Source organism: Nocardia otitidiscaviarum (assembly GCF_007362295.1).
GTDB lineage: Bacteria > Actinomycetota > Actinomycetes > Mycobacteriales > Mycobacteriaceae > Nocardia > Nocardia otitidiscaviarum.
The window spans coordinates 5,093,996-5,115,701 of record NZ_CP041695.1; the positions used below are offsets into that span (position 1 = coordinate 5,093,996).

At 69.9% G+C, this 21,706-nt stretch carries 18 protein-coding genes; 6 read left to right on the forward strand and 12 right to left on the reverse strand.

Annotated elements, in window-relative coordinates; translation table 11 throughout:
* Positions 1-32: 32 nt before the first annotated feature.
* Positions 33-473: a hypothetical protein gene (locus FOH10_RS22820; RefSeq protein ID WP_143982259.1), complete on the reverse strand. Its 441-nt coding sequence runs from the start codon at positions 471-473 to the stop codon at positions 33-35.
* 266 nt (positions 474-739) lie between these two features.
* Here FOH10_RS22820 and FOH10_RS22825 point away from each other — a divergent pair, with 266 nt between their 5' ends.
* Positions 740-1,837, forward strand: a complete 1,098-nt coding sequence (locus FOH10_RS22825) for a methyltransferase (RefSeq protein ID WP_244961335.1) — start codon at positions 740-742, stop codon at positions 1,835-1,837.
* 99 nt (positions 1,838-1,936) lie between these two features.
* Here the strand turns inward: FOH10_RS22825 and FOH10_RS22830 are convergent, their stop codons facing one another.
* The 5 genes from FOH10_RS22830 to rplU form a co-directional block, all read right to left on the reverse strand.
* Entirely contained in the window at positions 1,937-2,374 is a 438-nt protein-coding gene (locus FOH10_RS22830) for a DUF4254 domain-containing protein (RefSeq protein ID WP_063821450.1), read from the reverse strand.
* Positions 2,375-2,703: 329 nt separating this feature from the next.
* Entirely contained in the window at positions 2,704-3,837 is a 1,134-nt protein-coding gene (gene proB, locus FOH10_RS22835) for a glutamate 5-kinase (protein WP_244961336.1), read from the reverse strand.
* 85 nt (positions 3,838-3,922) lie between these two features.
* A complete protein-coding gene (obgE, locus tag FOH10_RS22840) occupies positions 3,923-5,383 on the reverse strand; it encodes a GTPase ObgE (protein WP_143982260.1) in 1,461 nt (486 codons plus the stop codon).
* A 139-nt stretch (positions 5,384-5,522) separates the two neighbouring features.
* Complete coding sequence (gene rpmA, locus FOH10_RS22845; protein WP_143982261.1) at positions 5,523-5,783, reverse strand: 50S ribosomal protein L27; 261 nt, start codon at positions 5,781-5,783, stop codon at positions 5,523-5,525.
* A gap of 39 nt (positions 5,784-5,822) precedes the next feature.
* Positions 5,823-6,134 carry a 50S ribosomal protein L21 gene (gene rplU, locus FOH10_RS22850; RefSeq protein WP_029927107.1) on the reverse strand — a complete coding sequence of 104 codons (312 nt, stop codon included), beginning with the start codon at positions 6,132-6,134 and terminating at the stop codon, positions 5,823-5,825.
* Positions 6,135-6,420: 286 nt separating this feature from the next.
* Between rplU and FOH10_RS22855 the strand changes: the two genes are divergently transcribed.
* Positions 6,421-7,068, forward strand: coding sequence for a pentapeptide repeat-containing protein (locus FOH10_RS22855; protein WP_143982262.1), 648 nt, complete (start codon positions 6,421-6,423; stop codon positions 7,066-7,068).
* Between the two features lie 93 nt (positions 7,069-7,161).
* Here the strand turns inward: FOH10_RS22855 and FOH10_RS22860 are convergent, their stop codons facing one another.
* From FOH10_RS22860 to FOH10_RS22885, 6 genes are all read right to left on the reverse strand, one after another.
* Positions 7,162-10,626, reverse strand: a complete 3,465-nt coding sequence (locus FOH10_RS22860; RefSeq protein WP_425326098.1) for a translation initiation factor IF-2 N-terminal domain-containing protein — start codon at positions 10,624-10,626, stop codon at positions 7,162-7,164.
* 592 nt (positions 10,627-11,218) lie between these two features.
* Positions 11,219-11,635 (reverse strand): nucleoside-diphosphate kinase, encoded by a 417-nt coding sequence (ndk, locus tag FOH10_RS22865; RefSeq protein WP_029927102.1) that lies wholly within the window; start codon positions 11,633-11,635, stop codon positions 11,219-11,221.
* Between the two features lie 48 nt (positions 11,636-11,683).
* On the reverse strand, positions 11,684-12,025 hold the full coding sequence (locus FOH10_RS22870) for a DUF4233 domain-containing protein (RefSeq protein ID WP_143984266.1): 342 nt from the start codon (positions 12,023-12,025) through the stop codon (positions 11,684-11,686).
* Between the two features lie 68 nt (positions 12,026-12,093).
* Entirely contained in the window at positions 12,094-13,458 is a 1,365-nt protein-coding gene (gene folC / locus FOH10_RS22875) for a bifunctional tetrahydrofolate synthase/dihydrofolate synthase (RefSeq protein WP_143984267.1), read from the reverse strand.
* Positions 13,459-13,529: 71 nt separating this feature from the next.
* Complete coding sequence (locus tag FOH10_RS22880) at positions 13,530-16,220, reverse strand: valine--tRNA ligase (RefSeq protein ID WP_143982263.1); 2,691 nt, start codon at positions 16,218-16,220, stop codon at positions 13,530-13,532.
* A gap of 210 nt (positions 16,221-16,430) precedes the next feature.
* Complete coding sequence (locus FOH10_RS22885) at positions 16,431-17,459, reverse strand: NAD(P)/FAD-dependent oxidoreductase (protein ID WP_143982264.1); 1,029 nt, start codon at positions 17,457-17,459, stop codon at positions 16,431-16,433.
* 187 nt (positions 17,460-17,646) lie between these two features.
* On the opposite strand from FOH10_RS22885, the gene FOH10_RS22890 reads away from it, so the two are divergent.
* The 4 genes from FOH10_RS22890 to FOH10_RS22905 all read left to right on the forward strand — a co-directional run bounded on the left by FOH10_RS22890 (position 17,647) and on the right by FOH10_RS22905 (position 21,678).
* Positions 17,647-18,318, forward strand: coding sequence for an ATP-binding protein (locus tag FOH10_RS22890; RefSeq protein WP_244961337.1), 672 nt, complete (start codon positions 17,647-17,649; stop codon positions 18,316-18,318).
* Between the two features lie 149 nt (positions 18,319-18,467).
* Positions 18,468-19,484: an alpha/beta hydrolase family protein gene (locus FOH10_RS22895; protein WP_244961338.1), complete on the forward strand. Its 1,017-nt coding sequence runs from the start codon at positions 18,468-18,470 to the stop codon at positions 19,482-19,484.
* 8 nt (positions 19,485-19,492) lie between these two features.
* Positions 19,493-20,704 carry a saccharopine dehydrogenase family protein gene (locus FOH10_RS22900; RefSeq protein WP_143982265.1) on the forward strand — a complete coding sequence of 404 codons (1,212 nt, stop codon included), beginning with the start codon at positions 19,493-19,495 and terminating at the stop codon, positions 20,702-20,704.
* A gap of 152 nt (positions 20,705-20,856) precedes the next feature.
* Positions 20,857-21,678 (forward strand): PaaX family transcriptional regulator C-terminal domain-containing protein, encoded by an 822-nt coding sequence (locus FOH10_RS22905; protein WP_143984270.1) that lies wholly within the window; start codon positions 20,857-20,859, stop codon positions 21,676-21,678.
* Positions 21,679-21,706: the final 28 nt, after the last annotated feature.

A 21,706-nucleotide genomic window follows, 5' to 3' on the forward strand; every position in this document is an offset into this window, starting at 1 on the left:
TGGGGGCGGACACCCCACGCCACCGGGCCGGGCTACTTGCAGGTTCGTGTGATGTGCTTGCCGATATTGGTGGAAGCATTGGTCAGCTTCGTGGCGTTCTGCTGAGCCTCCACCGTTTTGCCCTGCAATTCCTCGATGGCGGTGTCGGGGTTCGAGAAATCGATTTCCGAAAGATCGAGCCCAGCTTCACTGGCGTCGGCGAACGCCACCCAATCGGCGCGGATATCGGCCGGGGCGACTTCGGCGATTCGACGTGCCTTGGCGATGAGTTCCGCCGAGGTCGAGGCTGCCGCCAAATCACCCAGTTCCTCGACCGCCTCACAGTATTCGGCTGTGCTCGCACCGGAGGCCGCGGCTGTCGTCGAGGTCCCGGCGCCGCTGGGAGCGCTCGTCTCCGAGGAAGTGCGGCTGCAGCCGCTCAGCGCGCCGACGCTGATCGTGACTGCGAGAATTATCATGGTGGTTCGGCGCATGGCGACGATTGTTCCTTCCGGTCGGTGGTTCGACCCGATCGAAGCAGCCGGTAACCCCGACCGGCAAACCGAAAATCTCAAGTAATTGTCAAATTCAGCGCGGACGCTCGGCCGCGCATTCTCGAGATGGATACCGGCCCCGCCGCCGTTCGCTGTCCGGTGCGACTGCCGCCACGCCACGCCGGATCGAAAGTGACCGCGCCCCAGTGGTCGAGGCGGCGTAGGCTCGACGAGTCCGAGCAGCGCCGATCAGTGATGGAGCCGCCGTGGCATTCGGATCTCTGAAACTGCCTCCGCCACCGCTGGTGCGCGCGGTGGGGCGGGTGCGCGATGGGCTCGCGGCGCTGCATCGGCATCTGGTGCCGGGGCATATCGCACTGCTCGAATTGCAGATGACCGGGTTTCTGGCGCCGGCGATTCAGGCGGCGGCACAGCTCGGGATCGCGGACGCGTTGGCGGACGGGCCGAAACGGGTGGAGGAGCTGGCGCGGGCGGTGGGGGCCGACGCGGACGCCCTGGAACGACTGCTGCGGCTGCTCGTCAGCTTCGACGTGTTCACGCGGCGGCGCGACGGGGCGTACGCGCTGAACGGGATGTCGCGGGCGCTGCGGTCGGACGGCGCGGTCACGCTGCGGGATCTGTCGCTGTTCTTCGGGTCCGAGTACCACCGCCGCCACTGGACGCATCTGGCCGATGCGGTGCGGACCGGAAAACCGGTCGGGCCCGCACTGGACGGGGCGGGATTCTTCGAATACGCCGCCGAACACCGAGAACTCGGTGCGCTGTTCGACCGTGCCATGGCCAGCGTGAACACCCTCGCCATCGAACCGCTGCTCGCCGCATACGATTTCGGCCGGTTCGGGACGGTCGTCGATATCGGTGGCGGACACGGAGCCCTGCTCGCCGCGATCCTGCGCCGCCACCGGGACGCGCGCGGCATACTCTTCGATCTGCCTCGGGTGCTGGCGGAGCCGCCCGACGAGATCACGGAACTCGCACTGGCCCAACGCCTTACGCTGCGCTCCGGATCCTTCTTCGAATCGGTGCCCGAGGGCGGCGACGCCTACCTGCTCGAACACATCCTGCACGACTGGCCCGACGCCGACGCCGAGCGGCTGCTGCGCACCGTGCGCGCGGCGATGGCGCCCGACGCCACCCTCCTCGTCATCGAGATCCTGCTGCCCGAACACCACCGCCCGCACGCGGGCAAGTTCATCGACCTGGAGATGCTGGTCAACTCCGGCGGCCGGGAACGCACCGCCGAGCAGTTCCGAGACCTTCTGTCCCGCAGCGGTTTCACTCTCGTCCGCACCGTCGACACGGCCGCTCCCGACAGCATTCTCGAAGCCCGCCCGACCGGATAGCCACGGCGTGGACGGCGGCCGTGGTGGTCGCGGCCGCGCCCCCTGCGCGCGACCACGACCACCGCACCCCGGGTGTCTGGCCCCCGGGGCCGGCACATCTCAGGCCGACCGGCGCACCGGTTCGCCGACCATTCCGGTCACCAGCGCCACCCGGTCGGTCCACCCGTCCGCCATGGAGGCCAACAGAAACCACGCCGCGTGCACCCGCTCATCGGAGACCGCGTCGACGGTGCGCAGCAGATGCACCGCGCGCACATGGGCGGCGGCCATGGCGTCCACCACGCTGCCGAGCGATTCGCCGTGCGCCGCGGCCGAATCGGCGCGCCGCGCCCGGCGCAGCACGTAATCGTCGATGCACTCGACCATGTGGGCCCGCCGACGGTCGATCTCGATGGCGCACTCCGGCCGATCCCGCCGCGCCAGATGCGATTCGGCCAGCAGCCGAGCCCAGCGGGTCACGGGATGATCCTCCGGCTGATCGCCGATATGACCGCAGAACGCGGCCAGCAGTTCATGCCAGTCGGGCAGTACGTACATACCTACCTCCACGGCGGTGCGGGCGCACCCGGCGCCGCGGGCGGTCACCGAACCGCGAGCCCGGCGCGGCAAGGGCGGACCGCGCCGGATCCGGGACCGCTATCGGCGAAGGGCACATGCGATACGGCGCCGGGTGCCTCTCCAGCATGCGCCGTACCGCCCGTCCGCCCACTGCCCTTCCGGTGGCCTTCCGTCGCCCCTCAACTCGGGACACGCCAGCCATACCGGGAACTCGCGGCGTGCCGCCGGACCGACGGTGCTGCCGGCCGGTTCCGGCCTCTCCGCCGAATCCCCTTACGCCGGTGGCGGCTTGGGCACGACGGCCGCGCTCACACCTTCACGAGGTCGTCGGCGTGCACGACGGGGCGTTGCATACCTTCCGGTAGGTCTGTGGTGGAGCGGCCCTTCATGGTCTCCAGTTCATCGCTGTCGTAGGAGACGATGCCGCGGGCGACCACCTGGCCGTCGGGCGCCACCAGGCTGATCACGTCGCCGCCGTAGAAGCGGCCGCGCACCTCGGTGATACCCGCGGCGAGCAGGGAGCTGCGGCGCTCGGCCACGGCCCGCACCGCGCCCGCGTCGAGGTGCACCGCACCCCGGCTGTCGGCGGCGTGGCGGACCCAGAACTTGCGTGCCGACAGGCGGATCGGCCGGGCGGCGAAGGCGGTGCCGACCGTAGCCCCGGACAGGGCGGCGGCGGCCTCGGAGGCGGCGGCGAGCAGCACCGGTACACCGGCATCGGCGGCCAAGCGCGCCGCGGACAGCTTGGACGCCATACCGCCCGTGCCGAGCGCGCCGCCGCTGCCCGCGATCACCCCGTCCAGATCCGCGCTGCCGCGCACCTCCGGAATGAAGTTCGCGCCGCCCTTGCGCGGGTCTCCGTCGTAGAGGCCGTCCACATCGGAGAGCAGCACCAGCGCGTCCGCACCCACCAGGTGCGCCACCAGCGCCGCCAGCCGGTCGTTGTCGCCGAACCGGATCTCTTCGGTTGCGACGGTGTCGTTCTCGTTCACCACCGCGATGGCGTGCAGGGCGCGCAGCCGATCCAGAGTGCGTTGCGCGTTGCGATGCGATTCCCGCCGCGCGAAATCGTCCGCGCTGAGCAGTACCTGTCCGACCACGCGACCGTAGCGCGCGAACGAGGTGCCCCAGGCGTGCGCCAGCGCCAGCTGCCCCACGCTCGCCGCCGCCTGCTTGGTCGCCAGATCCTTGGGGCGACTGGACAATCCCAGCGGGGCGATACCAGCGCCGATCGCACCGGAGGACACCACCACCACATCCGATCCGGCCCGCATCCGCGTCTCCACCGCATCGGCCAGCTTGTCCAGCCGATCGTTGTCGAGGCCGCCCTCCAGGCTGGTCAGCGCGGAGGAACCGATCTTCACGACGACACTGCGCGCCGACGCGATGGCCTGCCGCGCGTCACTGCGCTCGGTCTCCACCCGCGTGATACTCGAACTCACTGCACCACACCTCAATTCGCCCGCGGTACACCCGCTGCACCGCTGCCGCCCACGCCACGATGCGGGAGCGAACCGCCGCGGCACGTCATTCCTCGTAGTCGTCCTCGTCCACCAGACCACGGCGCACCCGCGAGGCGTGCTTGCGCTCGGCGGCGCTGATGCGCTCGGTCTGGTCCAGGCGCGGATCCACGCCGCGCCGCGTCATCATGACCTCCACTCCCGCGGAGATCTGCGGTTCCCAGTCGAAGCACACATCGCCGATGGTGACCGGCGCGCCCGGCTGCGCACCCAGCCTCACCAGCTCCTCCTCGACCCCGAGACGAGCCAGGCGGTCGGCCAGGTAGCCCACGGCCTCGTCGTTGTCGAACTGGGTCTGCGCCACCCAGCGCTCCGGGCGCTCGCCGTAGACGATGAACCCGCCATCGGTCTCCGGATCGTGCGTCACGCGGAATCCGCTGTCGCCCTTGGCGACCGGGCGGATGACCGGACGCTTCGGTTCGGCCTTGGGATGCGCCTCCCGATACGCGGAGACCATGTCGGCGAGCGCGAAGGTCAAGGGCCGCAAACCGTCCCGGCTGACGGCGGAAATCTTGAACACCGGCCACCCCCGCTTGGCGAACTCCGGAAGCACGAAATCGGCCAGCTCGTCGGCATCGGGAATATCGGCCTTGTTGAGAATGACCACGCGCGGCCGGTCCGCCAGATCCCCCAGTCCGGTATCGGCCTGCAACGCGGGCTTGTAGGAGGCCAGCTCGGCCTCGAGCGCGTCCACATCGGAGACCGGATCCCGACCCGGCTCCATGGTGGCGCAGTCGACCACGTGGGCGAGCACCGCACAACGCTCCAGATGCCGCAGGAAGTCCAGGCCCAGACCGCGGCCCGCGCTGGCCCCCGGAATCAGCCCCGGCACATCGGCCACGGTGAAGGTGGTGTCACCGGACTGCACGACCCCGAGATTCGGCACCAGCGTGGTGAACGGGTAGTCCGCGATCTTCGGCTTGGCCGCCGAGAGCACCGACACCAGCGAGGACTTACCGGCCGACGGGAAACCCACCAGCCCCACATCCGCCACCGACTTGAGTTCGAGGACCAGATCGCGCTCCTGCCCCGCCTCACCGAGCAGCGCGAAACCGGGCGCCTTGCGCGCCTTCGACACCAGCGCGGCATTGCCGAGGCCGCCACGGCCGCCCTTGGCGGCGATGAAGCGCTCACCGTCGGCCACGAGGTCGGCCAGGATCTCCCCGTCCGCGGTCATGACGACGGTGCCCGAGGGCACCTTCAGCAGCAGTTCCTCACCCTGTTTGCCATTGCGGTTGCCGCCCTCGCCGGGCTTGCCGTTGCCGCCCTTGGCGTGCGGGTGGAAGTGGAAGTCCAGCAGGGTGTGCACATTCGGATCGACCTCGAGGACCACGTCCCCGCCATTGCCGCCATTGCCGCCGTCGGGGCCGCCGAGCGGCTTGTACTTCTCGCGGTGCACCGAGGCACAGCCGTGCCCACCCTTGCCCGCGCGCACATGCAATACGACACGGTCGATGAATTTGGACATATCGGTGATCATCCTCCTTCAGGACGTGTCGGCTGCGTTGGCAGCGCCGATCGGACAGTAGCGCGAACAGCAAAACGGGCCAGGGTGTTTCCGCACCCTGACCCGCTTCGGAAAGTTGTGGAGAAGCTCCGTGACGGCGTCAGGCCGACACCGGCTCCACGATGTTGACGGTCTTGCGGCCACGCTTGGTGCCGAACTCGACCGAGCCCGCCGCGAGGGCGAACAGCGTGTCGTCACCGCCACGACCGACGTTCACGCCGGGGTGGAAGTGGGTGCCGCGCTGACGGACCAGGATCTCGCCCGCCTTGACGACATGGCCGCCGAAGCGCTTCACACCGAGCCGCTGGGCATTCGAGTCGCGACCGTTGCGCGAGCTGGATGCACCCTTCTTATGTGCCATTGCTAACTCCTCGTGCCGGGGTGCGAACCCCTGGTCGGACTACTTGATGCCGGTGACCTTCAGGACCGTCAGCTTCTGACGGTGGCCCTGACGCTTGTGGTAGCCGGTCTTGTTCTTGAACTTGTGGATGCGGATCTTCGGCCCCTTGGTCTGTTCGACGACCTCGGCGGACACGGAAACCTTCGCCAGCTTGTCAGCATCGGTGGTCAGCTCGGCGCCGTTCACGACCAGCACCGGCGACAGCGACACCGAAGTGCCCGGCTCACCCTCGATCTTCTCGACCTTCACCAGGTCACCGACCGCGACCTTGTACTGCTTTCCGCCGGTCTTGACGATCGCGTACGTTGCCATCGGTCGGCTGCCCTTCTTCCTCTACTAGTGCACTGGGCACTGTGGCTCTCACGGCCTGTCTCCGATCGACACCGGAAACCGCCGCAGACTGGTCTGGTAATCACCGCCGCCTCAGCGCCTGGTGGCTCTCGATTGAACCGGGCCACGGCTCCACAGCAGACTGCTGTCACCGGGCAGCGACCGTCCAAGACTACCTGACCGGAGCCGACGCCTCCAAACCGGGCCGCGATGGGCTCGAGCACACACCCGGCGCACACCTGTCGGTGGCCGGGCCTATGGTGCCCTGGTGCCCCGTGAGCTGAGCGATCTCCCCTATGCCCGCTATCTGAAGCCACTGGAGACCGAACCGGAACCCGACACCGGCTACGAGACCGTGCACCTGGACGGCGCCCACTTCCAGGATGTGCGAGCCAGTGGTGCGCGCTTCGAGGAGTCGGCCGGAACCGGCGTCACCTTCCAGGGCGGCAGCCTGCGCTTCGCCCGCTTCTCCGACGTCTGGTTCCGCGACACCCGCTGGCTGGGCGTCGACCTGAGCCAGACGCACTGGATGGATGCCGAGCTGATCGACACCGCCCTGTCCGGCGTCGAGATCTTCGGCTCCGGACTGCGCCGCGTCCGTTTCGAGGGCTGCAAGCTCGACGGCGTGAACTTCCGCGACGCCAACCTCCAGGATGTCCAGTTCGTCGACTGTGTGCTGCGACAACCGGATTTCATCGGGGCGAAGCTCACCCGGGTCGGCTTCCCCGGCTCGTCGATCGACGGTATGACTCTGCACGATGCCCGGCTGAAGGAGGTCGACCTGCGCGGGGCGCGGGCGCTCGGCATCAGCCAGGGCATCGAAGCCCTGCGCGGCGCGATCATCAGCCCGCCCCAGCTCATGGATCTCGCCCCGGCCTTCGCCCAGACCTTCGGAATCACGGTCCGCGACGACTGAGTCGACGTATCCCCGGAATCGCCGCATCCCCGAGACAGATCGTGGCCCCGCCTGGATCGGCGGGGCCACGATCTGTGTCAGCGAACGTACCGGCTAATTGCCGCCCTCCGGGGCCCCGGCCGGGCGACCGGCCGCACGGCGGCGGGTCCGGGCGCGCGGAGGCGGCGGCGGTGCCGTGTCCTCGAGCGACAGTGCCGGGGTCTGCGGCTGATCCGCGCTGGACAGCACGAACACCGCACCCTGACTGTCGGCTGCCGGGGCGGCGGCCGTGCGCGCGACCCGGCGGCGACGGCGACCGGCCGGAGCCGGGGACTCGTCCGTGGTCGCGGCGGGAGCCGCCTTCTCCGGGGCCGGTACCACCTTCTCCGGCTCGGCCACGGCCATCTTCGGCTCGGGGTGCACCGCCTTCGGGCGTCCGACATCGCCGGTCACCGTCTCCGCGGTCTGGGCACCGGTGGCGGCCTGCGCCTCGGTGACCATCAGCTGCGCCTCACCAGCGGCCGTCTCGGCCTCCGGCGCGACCACCGCGTCGGCGGCGGTCGACGCGGTCCCGTTGGTGCGGGCCTTCGCGGCGCGGGACTCCCCGGTGGTCGGTGCGGTCCCGGATTCGGCGGCGCGAACCTCGGCCGCCTTCAGCTCCGCGGCGGTGGCGGCGGCCTCCTCGGCCGCGGCGGCGGCCTGCGCGGCGGCCGTGGCGGCCTGGTCGGCCGCCTCGATGACCGTCACGTCCGACGTCGCCGCGGTATCGGCGACCGCCTCGTCCACTCCGGTGGTCTCGGCCTGCGCCACCGCCAGGTCGACCGCTTCCACGGCGACGGCGGCGGCGTCGGCGGCCTCGTGCGCCGAGTCCTCGGCCTGGTGGGCGGCCATGGCCAGCGCCACCGGGTGGGCCCGCTTGGCGGCGGCCTTCTCCTCGGTCGGCGGGGCCTTCTCCTCCACCACGGCCGGTTCCGGCGCGGCGGCGGCCTTCTCGCCCTTGTCCTTGCGGCGACGGCGACCCTCGCGGCGGCCCCCGCCCTCCTCCGCCGGAGCGGACTCGACCGGATAGTTGTGCACCAGGATGCCGCGCCCGTGGCAGTGCTCGCACGTGGTGGAGAACGCCTCGACCAGGCCGGTGCCCAGCTTCTTGCGGGTCATCTGGACCAGGCCCAGCGAGGTCACCTCGGACACCTGGTGGCGGGTGCGGTCACGACCCAGCGCCTCGGTGAGGCGGCGCAGCACCAGATCCCGGTTGGATTCCAGCACCATGTCGATGAAGTCGACGACGATCATGCCGCCGATATCGCGCAACCGCATCTGGCGCACGATCTCCTCGGCCGCCTCCAGGTTGTTGCGGGTGACCGTCTCCTCCAGATTGGAGCCGCCGGAACCGGTGAACTTGCCGGTGTTCACGTCGATCACGGTCATGGCCTCGGTGCGGTCGATCACCAGGGTGCCGCCCGAGGGCAGCCACACCTTGCGGTCGAGCGCCTTGGCCAGCTGCTCGTCGATGCGGAACGCGCCGAACACGTCCACACCGTTGTCGTCGTGCCGCTCGACCCGGTTCAGCATGTCCGGGGCGACCGTGCGCACATAGTTCTCGACGGTCGTCCAGGCCCGATCGCCCTCGATGACCAGCTTGGAGAAGTCCTCGTTGAACAGGTCGCGCACGACCTTGACCAGGAGGTCGGGCTCCTCGTACAGCGTCTTGGGCGCGCCGGAGCCGTTCTTGGCCTGCTCCTCGATGGTGCGCCAGGTCTTCTGCAACCGCTCCACGTCGCGGGCGAGCTCGGATTCGCTCACGCCCTCCGAGGCGGTACGGATGATGACGCCCGCGTCCTGCGGCACGATATCGCGCAGGATCTCCTTGAGCCGCTTGCGCTCGGTATCGGGCAGCTTGCGCGAGATACCGGTGGAGGTGCCGCCGGGCACGTACACCAGGAAGCGACCGGCCAGGCTGATCTGGGTGGTCAGGCGGGCACCCTTGTGGCCCACCGGATCCTTGGAGACCTGCACCAGCACGGTGTCACCGGGCTTGAGCGCCTGCTCGATCTTGCGCTCCCGACCACCGAGCCCGGCGGCCTCCCAGTTCACCTCGCCCGCGTACAGCACGCCGTTGCGGCCGCGGCCGATGTCGACGAACGCCGCCTCCATCGAGGGCAGCACGTTCTGCACCTTGCCCAGGTACACATTGCCGACCATGGAGGCCGACCCGGTGCTGGTGACGAAGTGTTCGACCAGGATGTTGTCCTCGAGCACCGCCACCTGGGTGGTGGCGGTCGGGTGCTCGGCGAAGTGCTTCTCCCGCACCACCATCACGCGGTCCACCGACTCGCGCCGCGCCAGGAACTCCGACTCGGTCAGGATCGGCGGGCGACGGCGACCGGCCTCGCGGCCGTCACGGCGACGCTGGCGCTTGGCCTCCAACCGGGTGGAACCGGTGATGCCCTGCACCTCGTCGACATTCTTCTCGGCGCGCCGCTTGTTGCGCGGTTCGCGCTCGTGCACGACGGTGTTCGGCGGATCGTCGTCGGCGGGCTCGTTGTCGCTGTCCTCCCCGCCCTTGCGGCGGCGGCGCCGACGGCGACGGCGGGAGCTGGCACCCTCCGGCACGGCCGAATCCTCGGCGTCGTCATCACCGGATTCGCCCTCGGCCGACGCCTCGGCGTCGGCGGCGGTCCGCGTCTCGTCCTCGTCGTCGGTATCCGATTCGGACTCCGAGGCGTTGTCCTCGCCCTCGTTCTGCTGCTCGCCGCGACCCCGGCCACGACCGCGACGGCCCCGGCGGCGACGGCGGGAGGCGCCGTCGTTCTTGTCGCGGTTCTCGTCCCAGTCGCCCTCGTCGGTGCTGTCCTCGGCGGGCGCGGGCTCCTCGGCGGCGGGCGCGGCCTCCTCGACCGGCTCGTCCTTGGGCTTGCGCTCGACGCGGCGCTTGCGGCGCAGCTCCTCGGCGGCGGTGGCGTCCGGCGGCAGGAACAGCGGTGCGGCCACCACGGCGGGGGGCTCGAAGACCACGGATTCCTCGGCGGCCGGCGCCACGGACTGGAACGGGCTGGCGAACAGGGTGGTCGGCTGGTGCGCGGCGGTCGACTCGGCGGCCTCGGCCTGCTCGACCTCCTCGGCGGCCAGCTCGTCGGCGGCCCGGTCGTCGCCCGCGGCAATGGCCTCGTCGACGGTCGCGGCGGCCTGACCGGCCGCGGCCGCCACCGCCGTGGTCTCGGCCGCGGGCGCCTCGGCGGCTACGCTCCCGGAGGTCGGGGCGGCGGTGCCCGGGGCGGCGTCGCCGGGCACGGTCGCGGCGGTCACTTCCACGTCACGCGGCCCGAACGCGTCACGCACGGTTTCGGCGACGGTGCGGTCCAGGCTGGATTGGGGGCTGCGGGCTTGCGCGCCCATCTCGGTCAGGTGGGCAAGGATGCGTTTGCTGGTCGTGCCCAGCAACTTCGCCAGTGCGTGCACTCGGATCCGTTCCGGCAACTGTTCGGCGGCCGGGGCGGTAGCCGACTGTCCCTGTCCCGAACGGCCCGCCTCCCCTTCACCGTTCACCTGCGATGCGTCCTGCGGCTCTTGTTCGGCCACGAATTCTCCTCGGACCCCCGGGCGCGTCCCTCTGGGAGTGACGCGGCCGACGCGGGGGCACTGTCCGTTCGCCTCGGTGCCCGGTGGGCTCGAGGTCGTATGGTCTCGCCCCGCGTGTCCGGTGTTCGCCTGTTGTTGTCGTCGTTCGGCTAACTGGTCACGCGGCGCCTGGCTGGTTGGCTCAACACCACCGCACGAGCGTTCATCCAGCGTGCCGCCCGACAGCCGAGTCTCGGAAGCTGTCGGCGGCAGCGATGACCGTCCGTCATGCTGCGGTGCCTCGGTTGTGGCCGCCACCTGCCGCTAGTGACCGGCGTCGGCTACATCCGCTGCCCAGTATCCCACACTGTGTCTAATTGCCTCCGCTCCGCTCCGGCGGGTTCGCGGCGCTGGAGGTCCCGGTTCTTCCCTCCCTCCGCTCCCCCGCTTCGCTCCTCCGCTCCGGTCAGTCCAGAACCGGGACGCGCCGCGAACCAACGGGGGGTTACTCGGGCGGAGAGGGTTTACGCAGGCAGAAAGGCACCCCGGGTGCGCGGAGAGATGAGGCACCCGGGGGTGAGCGACGGCGCGGCCGATGCGAACGGGCGCTGTGTCAGTTGGCGGTTTCGGGGAACCAGAGGGAGATCTCGCGCTTGGCGGACTCGGGCGAGTCGGAGCCGTGGACGAGGTTGAACTGGGTTTCCAGGGCGTAGTCGCCGCGGATGCTGCCGGGGACGGCCTTCTCGACCGGGTCGGTGCCGCCCGCGATCTGGCGGAAGGCGGTGATGGCGCGCGGACCCTCGAGGATCGCCGCGACCACGGGGCCGGAGGTGATGAACTCGATCAGGGAACCGAAGAACGGCTTCTCCTTGTGCTCGGCGTAGTGCTCGCCCGCCAGCTCCTCGGAGACGTTCACAAGCTTCAGCGCGGCGATCTTCAGACCCTTGCGCTCGATACGGGTGATGATCTCACCGATCAGGCCACGGGCCACGCCGTCCGGCTTGATGAGAACCAACGTCTGCTCAGTCACGGCGCACAGCGTAACCGGGGACCGCGCGAACTCCCGAATCCGGCGACGTCAGCCCTGATTCTCGGTGCGCTGGCTCGGGAGCAGGCCCATCTCCATGCGCTTCTTCACATCCGCGCGCAGCACCAGGATGAATACCCACACCGCGGCGAAGACGATGCCGATGATGCCGATGGACAGGTGGATGAACGTGCCCGCCATCACGAAGATCTGCAAGCCCAGATTGAACAGGATGGCCCAGGGCCGCCGCTGCAATCCGGAGCCGACGACCAGCACCGCGGCCAGCACGACCAGATAGGCGGTGGACCACCACTCCAGCCCGCCGCCCACCGACGCCACCACCGGCAGCGCCAGCAGCACGGTGATGGCCTCCAGGATCAGCGCCCCGGCCATCACCCCGCGGAAGCCCTTCCACGGATCGGTGGCGGGTGCGGGCACTGGCTCGTGGGATGGGGGGCCGTTCACGCGGGGTCCTTTCCGAACAGTGAGCGGGCCGCCCCGGCGGTGACGACCGAACCGGTGACGACGATGCCCGCCCCCGAGACCATATCCTCGCCCTCCTCGGCGAGGGCGATGGCGGTTTCGATGGCGTCGGCCAGGTCGTGGGCGACCGCGACACGTTCGTCGCCGAAGCGCTGCACGGCCAGGTTGGCCAGATCGTCGACGGGCAAGGCGCGCGGCGAACCGTTCTGGGTGACCACGACGGTGTCCAAGATCGGCTCCAGGGCGTCGAGGATGCCACCGGCGTCCTTGTCCCCCAAGACCGCGATCACACCGACCAGCTTGCGGAAATCGAATTCGTCGGTCAGGGTCGCCGCCAACGCCCGCGCCCCCGCCGGATTGTGCGCGGCGTCGATGAAGATGGTCGGCGCACTGCGCATGCGCTCCATCCGCCCCGGACTCGCGGCGGCCGCGAATCCCGCTCGGACGGCGTCGATATCGAGCTGCTTCTGCGCGCCCGCGCCGAAGAACGCCTCGACGGCGGCCAGTGCCAGCACGGCATTGCGGGCCTGATGCTCACCGTGCAGCGGCAGGAAGATCTCGTCGTACACCCCGCCCAGACCCTGGAGTTCCAGCATCTGCCCGCCGATGGCCACCGCCCGCGACAGCACCCGGAACTCCGAGCCCTCCCGCGCGACCGCGGCGTCGACCTCGACGGCCCGGCGCAGCAGCACCTCCATGACCTCGGGCTCCTGCTGGGCTACGACGGCCACGGTGTCGCGCGGCACCAGTCCGTCGTCGGGAGCCTTCTTGATGATCCCGGCCTTCTCCCCCGCGATCGAAGTGAGATCCGGTCCCAGATAGTCGGTGTGGTCCAACCCGATCGGGGTGATCACCGCGACCTGCCCGTCGATCACATTGGTGGCGTCCCAGCGACCGCCCATACCGGTCTCGACCACGGCCACGTCCACCGGCGCCTCGGCGAAGGCGGCGTAGGCCATGCCGGTGAGCACCTCGAACTTGCTCATGGCCGGACCGCCCGCCGCCGTGGACTGTGCGTCGATCATCTCGACGTAGGGCTGGATCTCACGGAAGGTCTCGACATAGCGCCCCGGGGTGATGGGCGCGTTGTCGATGGCGATGCGCTCGGTGGCCAGTTGCAGATGCGGGCTGGTGATCCGCCCGGTGCGCCGGTGCAGGGCGGTGAGCAGAGCGTCGATCATCCGGGTGACCGACGTCTTGCCGTTGGTTCCGGCGATGTGGATGGCCGGGTAGCCCTGCTGCGGCGAGCCCAGCAGATCCATGAGAGTCGAGATGCGCGCGAGCGACGGCTCGATCTTGGTTTCCGGCCAGCGCTGGTCCAGTTCGGCTTCGACCAGGGCCATTTCGGCGAGGTCGACCGGGGAGGTGCCGCCTGTCAACGGCTCCTCCGCGTACCGACGCTCCGGCTCGTCGTTCACCGGCGCTCCGCCAGCTTCGCGATCTCCGCCAGCCGCGCGCCGATGCGCTCGACCTCGGAGGCGGCCAGTTCCCGACGGCCCCGGATCTTGGCGACCACATCCTCGGGCGCCTTGGCGAGGAAACCCTCGTTGCCGAGTTTGGCGGTGGTGCCCGCCAATTCCTTCTGGGCGGCGGCGAGGTCCTTCTCCAGGCGGCGGCGTTCGGCGTCGAGGTCGACGGTGCCGGAGGTGTCGATCTCCACGGTCACGGTGGCATCGGTGAGGCGCACCTCGAGTGCGGCGGTGGCGGCGAAATCCTCGCCCGCCTCGGTGAGCCGGGCCAGCGCGGCGATCTCGGCGAGCTGCCCGGTGAGGTCGGCGGCCTCGATGCCGATGAGCTTCGCGGCCACCTTCTGCTTGTCGGTGAGCCCCTGATCGCTGCGGAAGCGGCGGATCTCGGTGATGAGACGCTGGGCGTCGGCGATGCGGCGATCCGACACCGTGTCGGCGGGCACACCGGAGGTCTCGGGCCACCGCGCGATCACGAGGGATTCACCGCCGGTGAGCGCCCGCCACAGCGCCTCGGTGACGAACGGAATGGCCGGATGCAGCAGGCGCAGCACCGAATCCAGCACATTGCCGAGCACGATGCGGGTGCCGGCGGCGCGCTCCTCGGATGCGGCGAACTGCACCTTGGCCAGCTCCAGGTACCAGTCGCACAGCTCGTCCCAGGCGAAGTGGTACAGCCCTTCGAGGGCCTTGCTGAACTCGTAGCGGTCCAGCGCCGTATCGGTCTGGGCGCGAACGGCTTCGAGCCGGTCCAGGATCCAGCGGTCGGCGTCGGTGAGGGTGTCGCGGGCGGGCAGCTCGCCCGGTGCCGCGCCGTTCATGAGCGCGAACTTGGTGGCATTGAACAGCTTGGTGACGAAGCTGCGCGAGGCCATCACGTGCGAGGTGCCGATGGACAGGTCGCTGCCGGGCTGTGCGCCGCGGGCGAGGGTGAAGCGGGTCGCGTCCGCGCCGTATTCGCTGATCCAGTCCAGCGGGTCGATGCCGTTGCCGCGCGACTTGGACATCTTCTTGCCGTGTTCGTCGCGAATCAGGCCGTGCAGGAACACATCCTGGAACGGCACCTGCCGCTGTCCGCCCTTACCCGCCGTGAGCGCCGGGTCGTCGGAGACGAACATGCCGAACATCATCATCCGGGCCACCCAGAAGAACAGGATGTCGTAGCCGGTGACGAGAACGCTGGTGGGATAGAACTTTCCGAGTTCCGGGGTGGCGTCGGGCCAGCCCATGGTGGAGAACGGCCACAGGCCCGAGGAGAACCAGGTGTCGAGCACGTCGGGGTCCTGCACGTAGCCCTCGGGGGCCTGCTCGTCGGGGCCGACGCACACGATCTCGCCCTCGGGGCCGTACCAGATCGGAATGCGGTGCCCCCACCACAGCTGCCGCGAGATGCACCAGTCGTGCATATTGTCGACCCATTCGAACCAGCGCGGCTCCTGGCTGGCGGGGTGGATCTTCACATCGCCCGCGCGCACGGCGTCACCGGCGGCCTTGGCGAGGGATTCCACCTTGACCCACCACTGCATGGACAGCCGCGGTTCGATGGGTTCGCCGGAGCGCTCGGAGTGGCCGACGCTGTGCACGTACGGGAACTTGCGGGCGACCACGCGGCCCTCGGCCTCCAGGCGCTCGCGGATCTTGCGCCGGGCCTCGAAGCGGTCCATGCCGTCGAATTCGGTTCCGCTTCCGGCGATCTTGCCGGTCTCGTCCATGATGGTCGGCATGGGCAGGTTGTGGCGCAGACCCAGCTCGAAGTCGTTGGGGTCGTGTGCGGGGGTGATCTTCACCGCACCGGAGCCGAATTCGGGATCGACGTAGTCGTCGGCCACGATCGGGATCTGACGGCCGGTGATCGGGTGGTACAGCGTGGTGCCGACCAGCGCCGCGTACCGCTCGTCGTCCGGGTGCACCGCCACCGCGGTGTCGCCGAGCATGGTCTCGACGCGGGTGGTGGCCACGATCACGTGCGGCTCGTCGTCGTTCAGCGAGCCGTAGCGCAGCGAGACGAGCTCGCCCTCCACGTCCTTGTAGTCGACCTCGAGGTCGGAGATGCCGGTCTTCAGCACCGGCGACCAGTTGACCAGGCGTTCGGCGCGGTAGATGAGGCCCGCGTCGTAGAGCCGCTTGAAGATGGTCTGCACGGCGCGGGACAGGCCCTCGTCCATGGTGAACCGGTCGCGGCTCCAGTCCACGCCGTCGCCGAGGCGGCGCATCTGGCCCTGGATCTGGCCGCCCGATTCGCGCTTCCAGTCCCAGACCTTGTCGACGAACAGTTCGCGACCGAAGTCTTCCTTGGTCTTGCCGTCGGCCGCGAGCTGCTTCTCCACCACGCTCTGGGTGGCGATGCCCGCGTGGTCCATGCCGGGCAGCCACAGCACCTCGTAGCCCTGCATGCGCTTGCGGCGGGTCAGGGTGTCCATGAGGGTGTGGTCGAGGGCGTGGCCCATGTGCAGGGAGCCGGTGACGTTGGGGGGCGGCAGGACGATCGAGTACGGCGGCTTGTCGCTGCTCGCGTCGGCGGTGAAGTAACCAGCGGCTACCCAGCGCTCGTACAGCTCGGCCTCCACTTCGCCGGGGTTCCAGCTCTTGGGGAGGGCATCGGCACGATTACGCGAGTTCTCAGAGGCTGTGCTGGTCACCGTGCGATTCTAAAGAAGGACCTCGAGATAGCCGAAGAGCGGGGCTTTCGGCGGATGAGGGACACCGAAAGCCCCGCCCTCAACAGCAAGACTACCGGCGAATCGGGCCGCTCTCCCGAATCCATAAGCAATTCTCAGGTTTTGACCGAATCGCCCAGGCTAGGCCAACTTTCGTTGCATCCACGTTGCATCCGGGGCGGATTTCCCGGCTCACCGGACAGCACTGTCCTCCTCCACCAGATCGGTGTTGACGGCGATGGCCACGGCCGCGGCGGCACCGGCGGCGGAGATCACCTGCAGGCGGGGGTCGGCCGCATTGCCCGCCGCGAACACTCCGGGCACGCTGGTCCGGCCGTTGGCGTCGGTGCGGACGAAACCACTGTCGGTCAGCTCACAGCCCAGGGCGTCCGGCACGGTGTTGTCCGGAATCATGTCGGCCACCACGAACAGCGCCGAGCGGGCCACGGAGGTGCCGTCCGCGAGTTCCACCGCGCGCAGGGCGTCGTCGGCGACGGTGATACCCGACACCTTGCCGTCCACGATGCGCACCCCGCGGGCCGTGATGCGGGCGCGGTCGGCGTCGGAGAGTTCGAAGGTGTGCGGGAAGAACACCAGATCCCGTGACCACTGCGGTAGCGCGAGCGCCAGGTGCACCGAGCGCGGCGCGGGTCCGGATTCCGCGGCGCCGAGCAGACCGATCGGCTGATCGGCCACCTCGTAGCCGTGGCAATACGGACAGTGCAGGACATCTCTGCCCCACCGTTCCCGCAGGCCCGGCAGCGGCGGTAGCTCATCGCGCAGACCGGAGGCCACCAGCAGACGGCGGGCACGCAGGATGCGACCGCCCGCCGTGTGCACGGTGAACCCGGGGTTGGGATGGCCACCATCGGCGGACTCCACCGCCTGGTCGCCGGTCTGCGGGGCGCGGCCGCGCCCCCCGTGGCCGATATCGGCTCGACCGGCTCGGTCCGCCGTTCCGGTGCGCTCGGCCGAGACCACCCGGTCGTCGATGAGTTCGCCGCCGTATCCGGCCACCTCGGCACGACCGGCGGCGAGCAGATCCAGGGGGTTCATGCCGTCACGGGAGAGGAAGCCGTGCATGTGGGCGGCCGGGGCGTTGCGGGGTGCGCCCGCGTCGACCACGGCGACCCGGCGGCGGGATCGGGTGAGGAGCAGGGCGGCGGACAGTCCTGCCGCGCCGCCGCCGATGACCAGCACGTCGTAATTCGTTTCGCTCATGCGTCCACCGTGCCGCCACCCGGCGAGAACGGCAAACTATTTTGCCGTTTCCGGGACGCCGCGGGACGGTAGCCAGTGTGTCACTCCCGGCGCGTCGCCCGAAGTGCCTGTCGCTCAGCGAATCTGGTTCCGGAACTCAGGGTTTTCCCGGTTGCCGAACGGGGAACGAGCACGGATTCTGGGAGGGGTGAACCCCCCGCTCGAATCCGGTCCGCTACACCTCTCCCCCGATCCGCGCAGCATGGCCCCGTTCGAGGTGCACGACCTACGCGGCCATCCGATTGGCGAATTGCGTTACCCCGCAACGGCGGCCGTCATCGTCACGGGGGTTCCGGGCGCGGGCAAGAGCACCGCGCTACGTAGACTGTTCGGCTGCTCCAGCGATGCCGTCCGCCCCGCCGCCGGACCGGACGGCACGGTTCTGCTGGACTCCCAGCACTCCCGCAACTGGTGGCAGCAATATCTGGGTGCCGTCCCCTACCCGCTGTGGCTGCCGATCGTGCACGTCACGCACTATCTTCGGATTCGCGCCGCACTGCACCGGGCGGACGGTCCGGTGGTCATTCACGACTGCGGCACCCGGCAGTGGGTGCGCCACCTGGTGGCGCTCTGGGCCCGCACCGCGGGCCGGCAGGTGCACATGATCATGATCGACGCCCCAGCGGAACAGGCTCTGGCGGGGCAGGTCTCGCGCGGTCGCGAGGTGAGCGGCCTGAGCTTCCGCGTGCACTGCGCGAAGTGGCGACGCCTGGTGGACGCCGTCGCCGCCGGAACGAAACCGCGACCCGAGCCCGCCTCGGTGGTGATCCTCGATCGCCGGACGGTGACCGAACTGCGTGAGGTCTCCTTCGCCGCCTGACCCAACCGCCGCCCGACCCGATCGATCACTTCGTCGAGTGCCCCCGGCAAGTCCGGGGGCACTCTGCTGTCCGGCGACCATATCTATCATTCTCTCTACGATCGTTCTATAATCGTTAGTATCTACTTGGATCGTCAACGGGAGGCGCGGTGAGCAGGACACGGCGGGCCGTCATCGCATTCGGCTGCGTGCTGACGCTGATCGCGGCGGCGGGTGCGTGGATCGTTTACCGGCACGACTTCGCCTTCCGCGAGGAGCGGGTGACCATTCCCGGCGCGGCACATCCGCTCCAGGCCACCCTGGCGCTGCCCGAACACGGCGAAACGCCGTATGGTCTGGTCGTTTTCGTCCACGGCGACGGCCCCGCCACCGCCGATCGAGACGGCTTCTACCGCCCCATCTGGGAGTCCTTCGCCCGGGCGGGCTATGCGTCGCTGTCCTGGAACAAGCCGGGAGTCGATGGCGCGCCGGGCAATTGGCTGGAGCAGAGCATGCACGACCGGGCGGTCGAGACCGAGGCCGCGCTCACCTGGGCTCGGCAGCGCGGTGACCTCGATCCGCTGCGGACCGGACTGTGGGGCATCAGCCAGGCCGGGTGGGTGCTGCCCGAGGTGGCCGTCCGGCACCCCGAGCTGCGCTTCGTCATCGCGGTGGGGGTCGCGATCGACTGGCAGCGGCAGGGCGCCTACAACCTCGACGCCGAACTGCGCTACCGCGGCGCGTCCGACGACGAGATCGCGCGGGCGCATCGGCGACGCGACGAGATACGGCGACTGTTGCGCGAGAACGCCTCCCACGAGCGGTATGTGGCCTCCGGCGTCGACGAGTCGCCGATGTCGGCCGACCGATGGCGCTTCGTCGTCGAGAACTACCGGTCGGACGCCGCCCCGACCCTGCCGCTGATCCGGGTACCCGTACTGCTCGTGCTGGGCGCGAAGGACCTGAACGTCGACGTCGCCGAAACCGAACGCTTCTATCGCGCATCGCTGCCGCCCCGGCTGCTGACCGTCCGGAAGTATCCGGACGCCTCGCACAGCATCGCCGTCGCGAAGCTGGACCACGAGCAGGGGATCCGCGCCTTCCTGGTGGCCGTTTTCGCGCCGCGCGCCCTGTACGCGCCCGGCTATCTCGAGGATCTGCGACGCTATGTGTCGCAGGCGGAATAGGAGTTCCCATGCGAGTTCTGGCCCTCGGCGGTCCCGGTGCCATGGGCGCCGCCGCCGTCCACACCGCGGTCACCCTGCCCGATATCGACGAGATCGTCATCGCCGATCGCGATCTCGCCGCCGCCCGGCGGCTGGCGAACCGTCTCGCCTACGCGCCCATGCCGATCCGGGCGATCGAGGTGGACGTCACCGACGACGAACGGCTGCGGCGCGCCCTGTCCGCCGCCGACCTGGTGCTCAATACCGTTGGCCCGTACTACCGTTTCGGACCCGCCGTATTGCGCGCTGCCATCGCCACCGGCACCCACTATCTCGACATCTGCGATGACTGGGAGCCGACGGAACGCCTGCTCGAACTCGATCACGAGGCCCGCGACCAGGGAGTGTGCGCGATCATCGGCATGGGTGCGAGCCCGGGAATGAGCAATCTGCTCGCCGCCGTCGCCGCCGCCGAACTGGAGACCGTGCGGGACGTGTACACCGCGTGGCCGGTGGACATGGATGCCGAGGACAAGGATCTGCTGCTGCCCCCGGGCGGCACCCCGTCGGCGGCCGCCGTGCACTGGATGCAGCAGAGCAGCGGCACGATCCGGGTGGTCGAGGCCGGACGGCTCACCGATCGGCGACCGCTCGCACCCACGAGCCTGCGGCTGCCCGGCGGACGACGCGGCACCGCGTACACCGTCGGCCATCCGGAGCCGATCACCCTGCGGCACAGTCTGAAGGCGAGTGGCGACGCGGCCACGCTCATGGTCGTCACGCCGTGGACGCTCGCCTACCTCGAGGTGCTGCGCCGCGATATCGACGGCGGCAGGCTCAGCAACGACACCGCCGCGCGCGCCCTGGCCGATCCCACGCTGTCCCGGCTGCTGCGATCCGTGCCGATCGCGCTGCGCACCAAGGGTCCCGGCACGCTGCCGGCGTTCTTCGCCGCCGTCACCGGGTCGGCGCACGGGCGCGAGCTGACGGTGCTGGCCTGCCTGAACATGGCACTGCCCGCGACCGATCCGGCGCGCGGACTGCTCGGCGATATGGCACGCGCCACCGGAATTCCGTTGGCGCTGGGCATGTCCCAACTCGTCGACAGCTCCGCGCTGCGCCCCGGCGTGCATCCGCCCGAGACCGCCATCGACCCGGTGCGCTTCTTCTCCGACCTGGACCGGGTGCTGGGCCGCGACTCGGACACCCCGCTGTACCGGGTCGAACGTGAGGCCGGATAGCGCACCGCCGCCGACGATCGGAGCCGCGCCGACCGTAGGATGGCCGAGCGCCATCGCCAGCACGGCCGAGCGCATCGCCGCACCGATCAGGAGGTGACCCCGTGGCCGCGCCGCACGAATCGGAGGTCTCCACCCGCACGCTGGTCGAGAGCATGATCCGCGAGGACGCGACCATCGACGCCGGGGAGCTGTACGACGTCGCCAATGCGCTCGGCATGACCGACCAGCAGGTCCGGCTCTGCATCAAACGACTGGCCGCCGACGGGCGTTTCGTCCAGGAGGGGCGCGGGCGCAAGGCGGTGCTGCACGCCACCGCGACCACCCGCGCCGCCATCGAACCCGATCTGGAGTTCATCCGGTTCATGTACGCGCAGGACCGCGGGCAGGTGTCCTGGGACGGTGTCTGGCATCTGGCCGCGTTCGCCGTTCCGGAGTCGGCCCGCCACGCCCGCGACGCCATGCGCGACACCATCGTGGGACTGGGTGGCGCGCCGATCCAGGGCGGACTGTACGTCTGCGCCAATCCGTGGGAGGACCGCCTGCACGCCGCCGCGGACGACCTCGGGGTCGCCGCCAACATCACGACCGCGACCAGTACGGATCTCCGGGTCGGCGGCGTACACGAGCCGCGTGAACTCGCCGCCCGGCTGTGGCCGCTGGACCGCATCGCCGACGGCCACCGCCGCCTGCTCGCCACCGCCGAGGGCTTCCTGCGCGAACTGCGCACGGCCGCGCACACCCGGCGGCTGACCATCGCCGTGGCCCTGGCCGCGGAGTTCACCCGTGCGGTGGAGCCCGATCCGCTGCTGCCCCCGCAGCTGCTGCCGCAGCCGTGGATCGGCACGGCCGCCCGCGCGAGCACCGCCGCCTGCTGGGCAGAACTGCGGAAATCCGAACCAGCGCAGCAGATTCGCCTGTTCCGCTGGTATTCGGAGGTGGTCGGCGAGGTCGCGGCGACGACATCGTCGCCGTGACGGCGAGGCAGTGGGGCCGCCACCGCAC

Coding starts and splice junctions, on each gene's coding strand:
- FOH10_RS22905 (WP_143984270.1), top strand. CDS start 20,857: ATGATCCGCGAGGACGCGACCATCGACGCCGGGGAGCTGTACGACGTC.
- folC (WP_143984267.1), bottom strand. CDS start 13,458: ATGGCCCTGGTCGAAGCCGAACTGGACCAGCGCTGGCCGGAAACCAAG.
- FOH10_RS22885 (WP_143982264.1), bottom strand. CDS start 17,459: ATGAGCGAAACGAATTACGACGTGCTGGTCATCGGCGGCGGCGCGGCA.
- FOH10_RS22870 (WP_143984266.1), bottom strand. CDS start 12,025: ATGGCCGGGGCGCTGATCCTGGAGGCCATCACCGTGCTGCTGGCGCTG.
- obgE (WP_143982260.1), bottom strand. CDS start 5,383: ATGTCCAAATTCATCGACCGTGTCGTATTGCATGTGCGCGCGGGCAAG.
- FOH10_RS22820 (WP_143982259.1), bottom strand. CDS start 473: ATGCGCCGAACCACCATGATAATTCTCGCAGTCACGATCAGCGTCGGC.
- FOH10_RS22900 (WP_143982265.1), top strand. CDS start 19,493: ATGCGAGTTCTGGCCCTCGGCGGTCCCGGTGCCATGGGCGCCGCCGCC.
- FOH10_RS22830 (WP_063821450.1), bottom strand. CDS start 2,374: ATGTACGTACTGCCCGACTGGCATGAACTGCTGGCCGCGTTCTGCGGT.
- rpmA (WP_143982261.1), bottom strand. CDS start 5,783: ATGGCACATAAGAAGGGTGCATCCAGCTCGCGCAACGGTCGCGACTCG.
- rplU (WP_029927107.1), bottom strand. CDS start 6,134: ATGGCAACGTACGCGATCGTCAAGACCGGCGGAAAGCAGTACAAGGTC.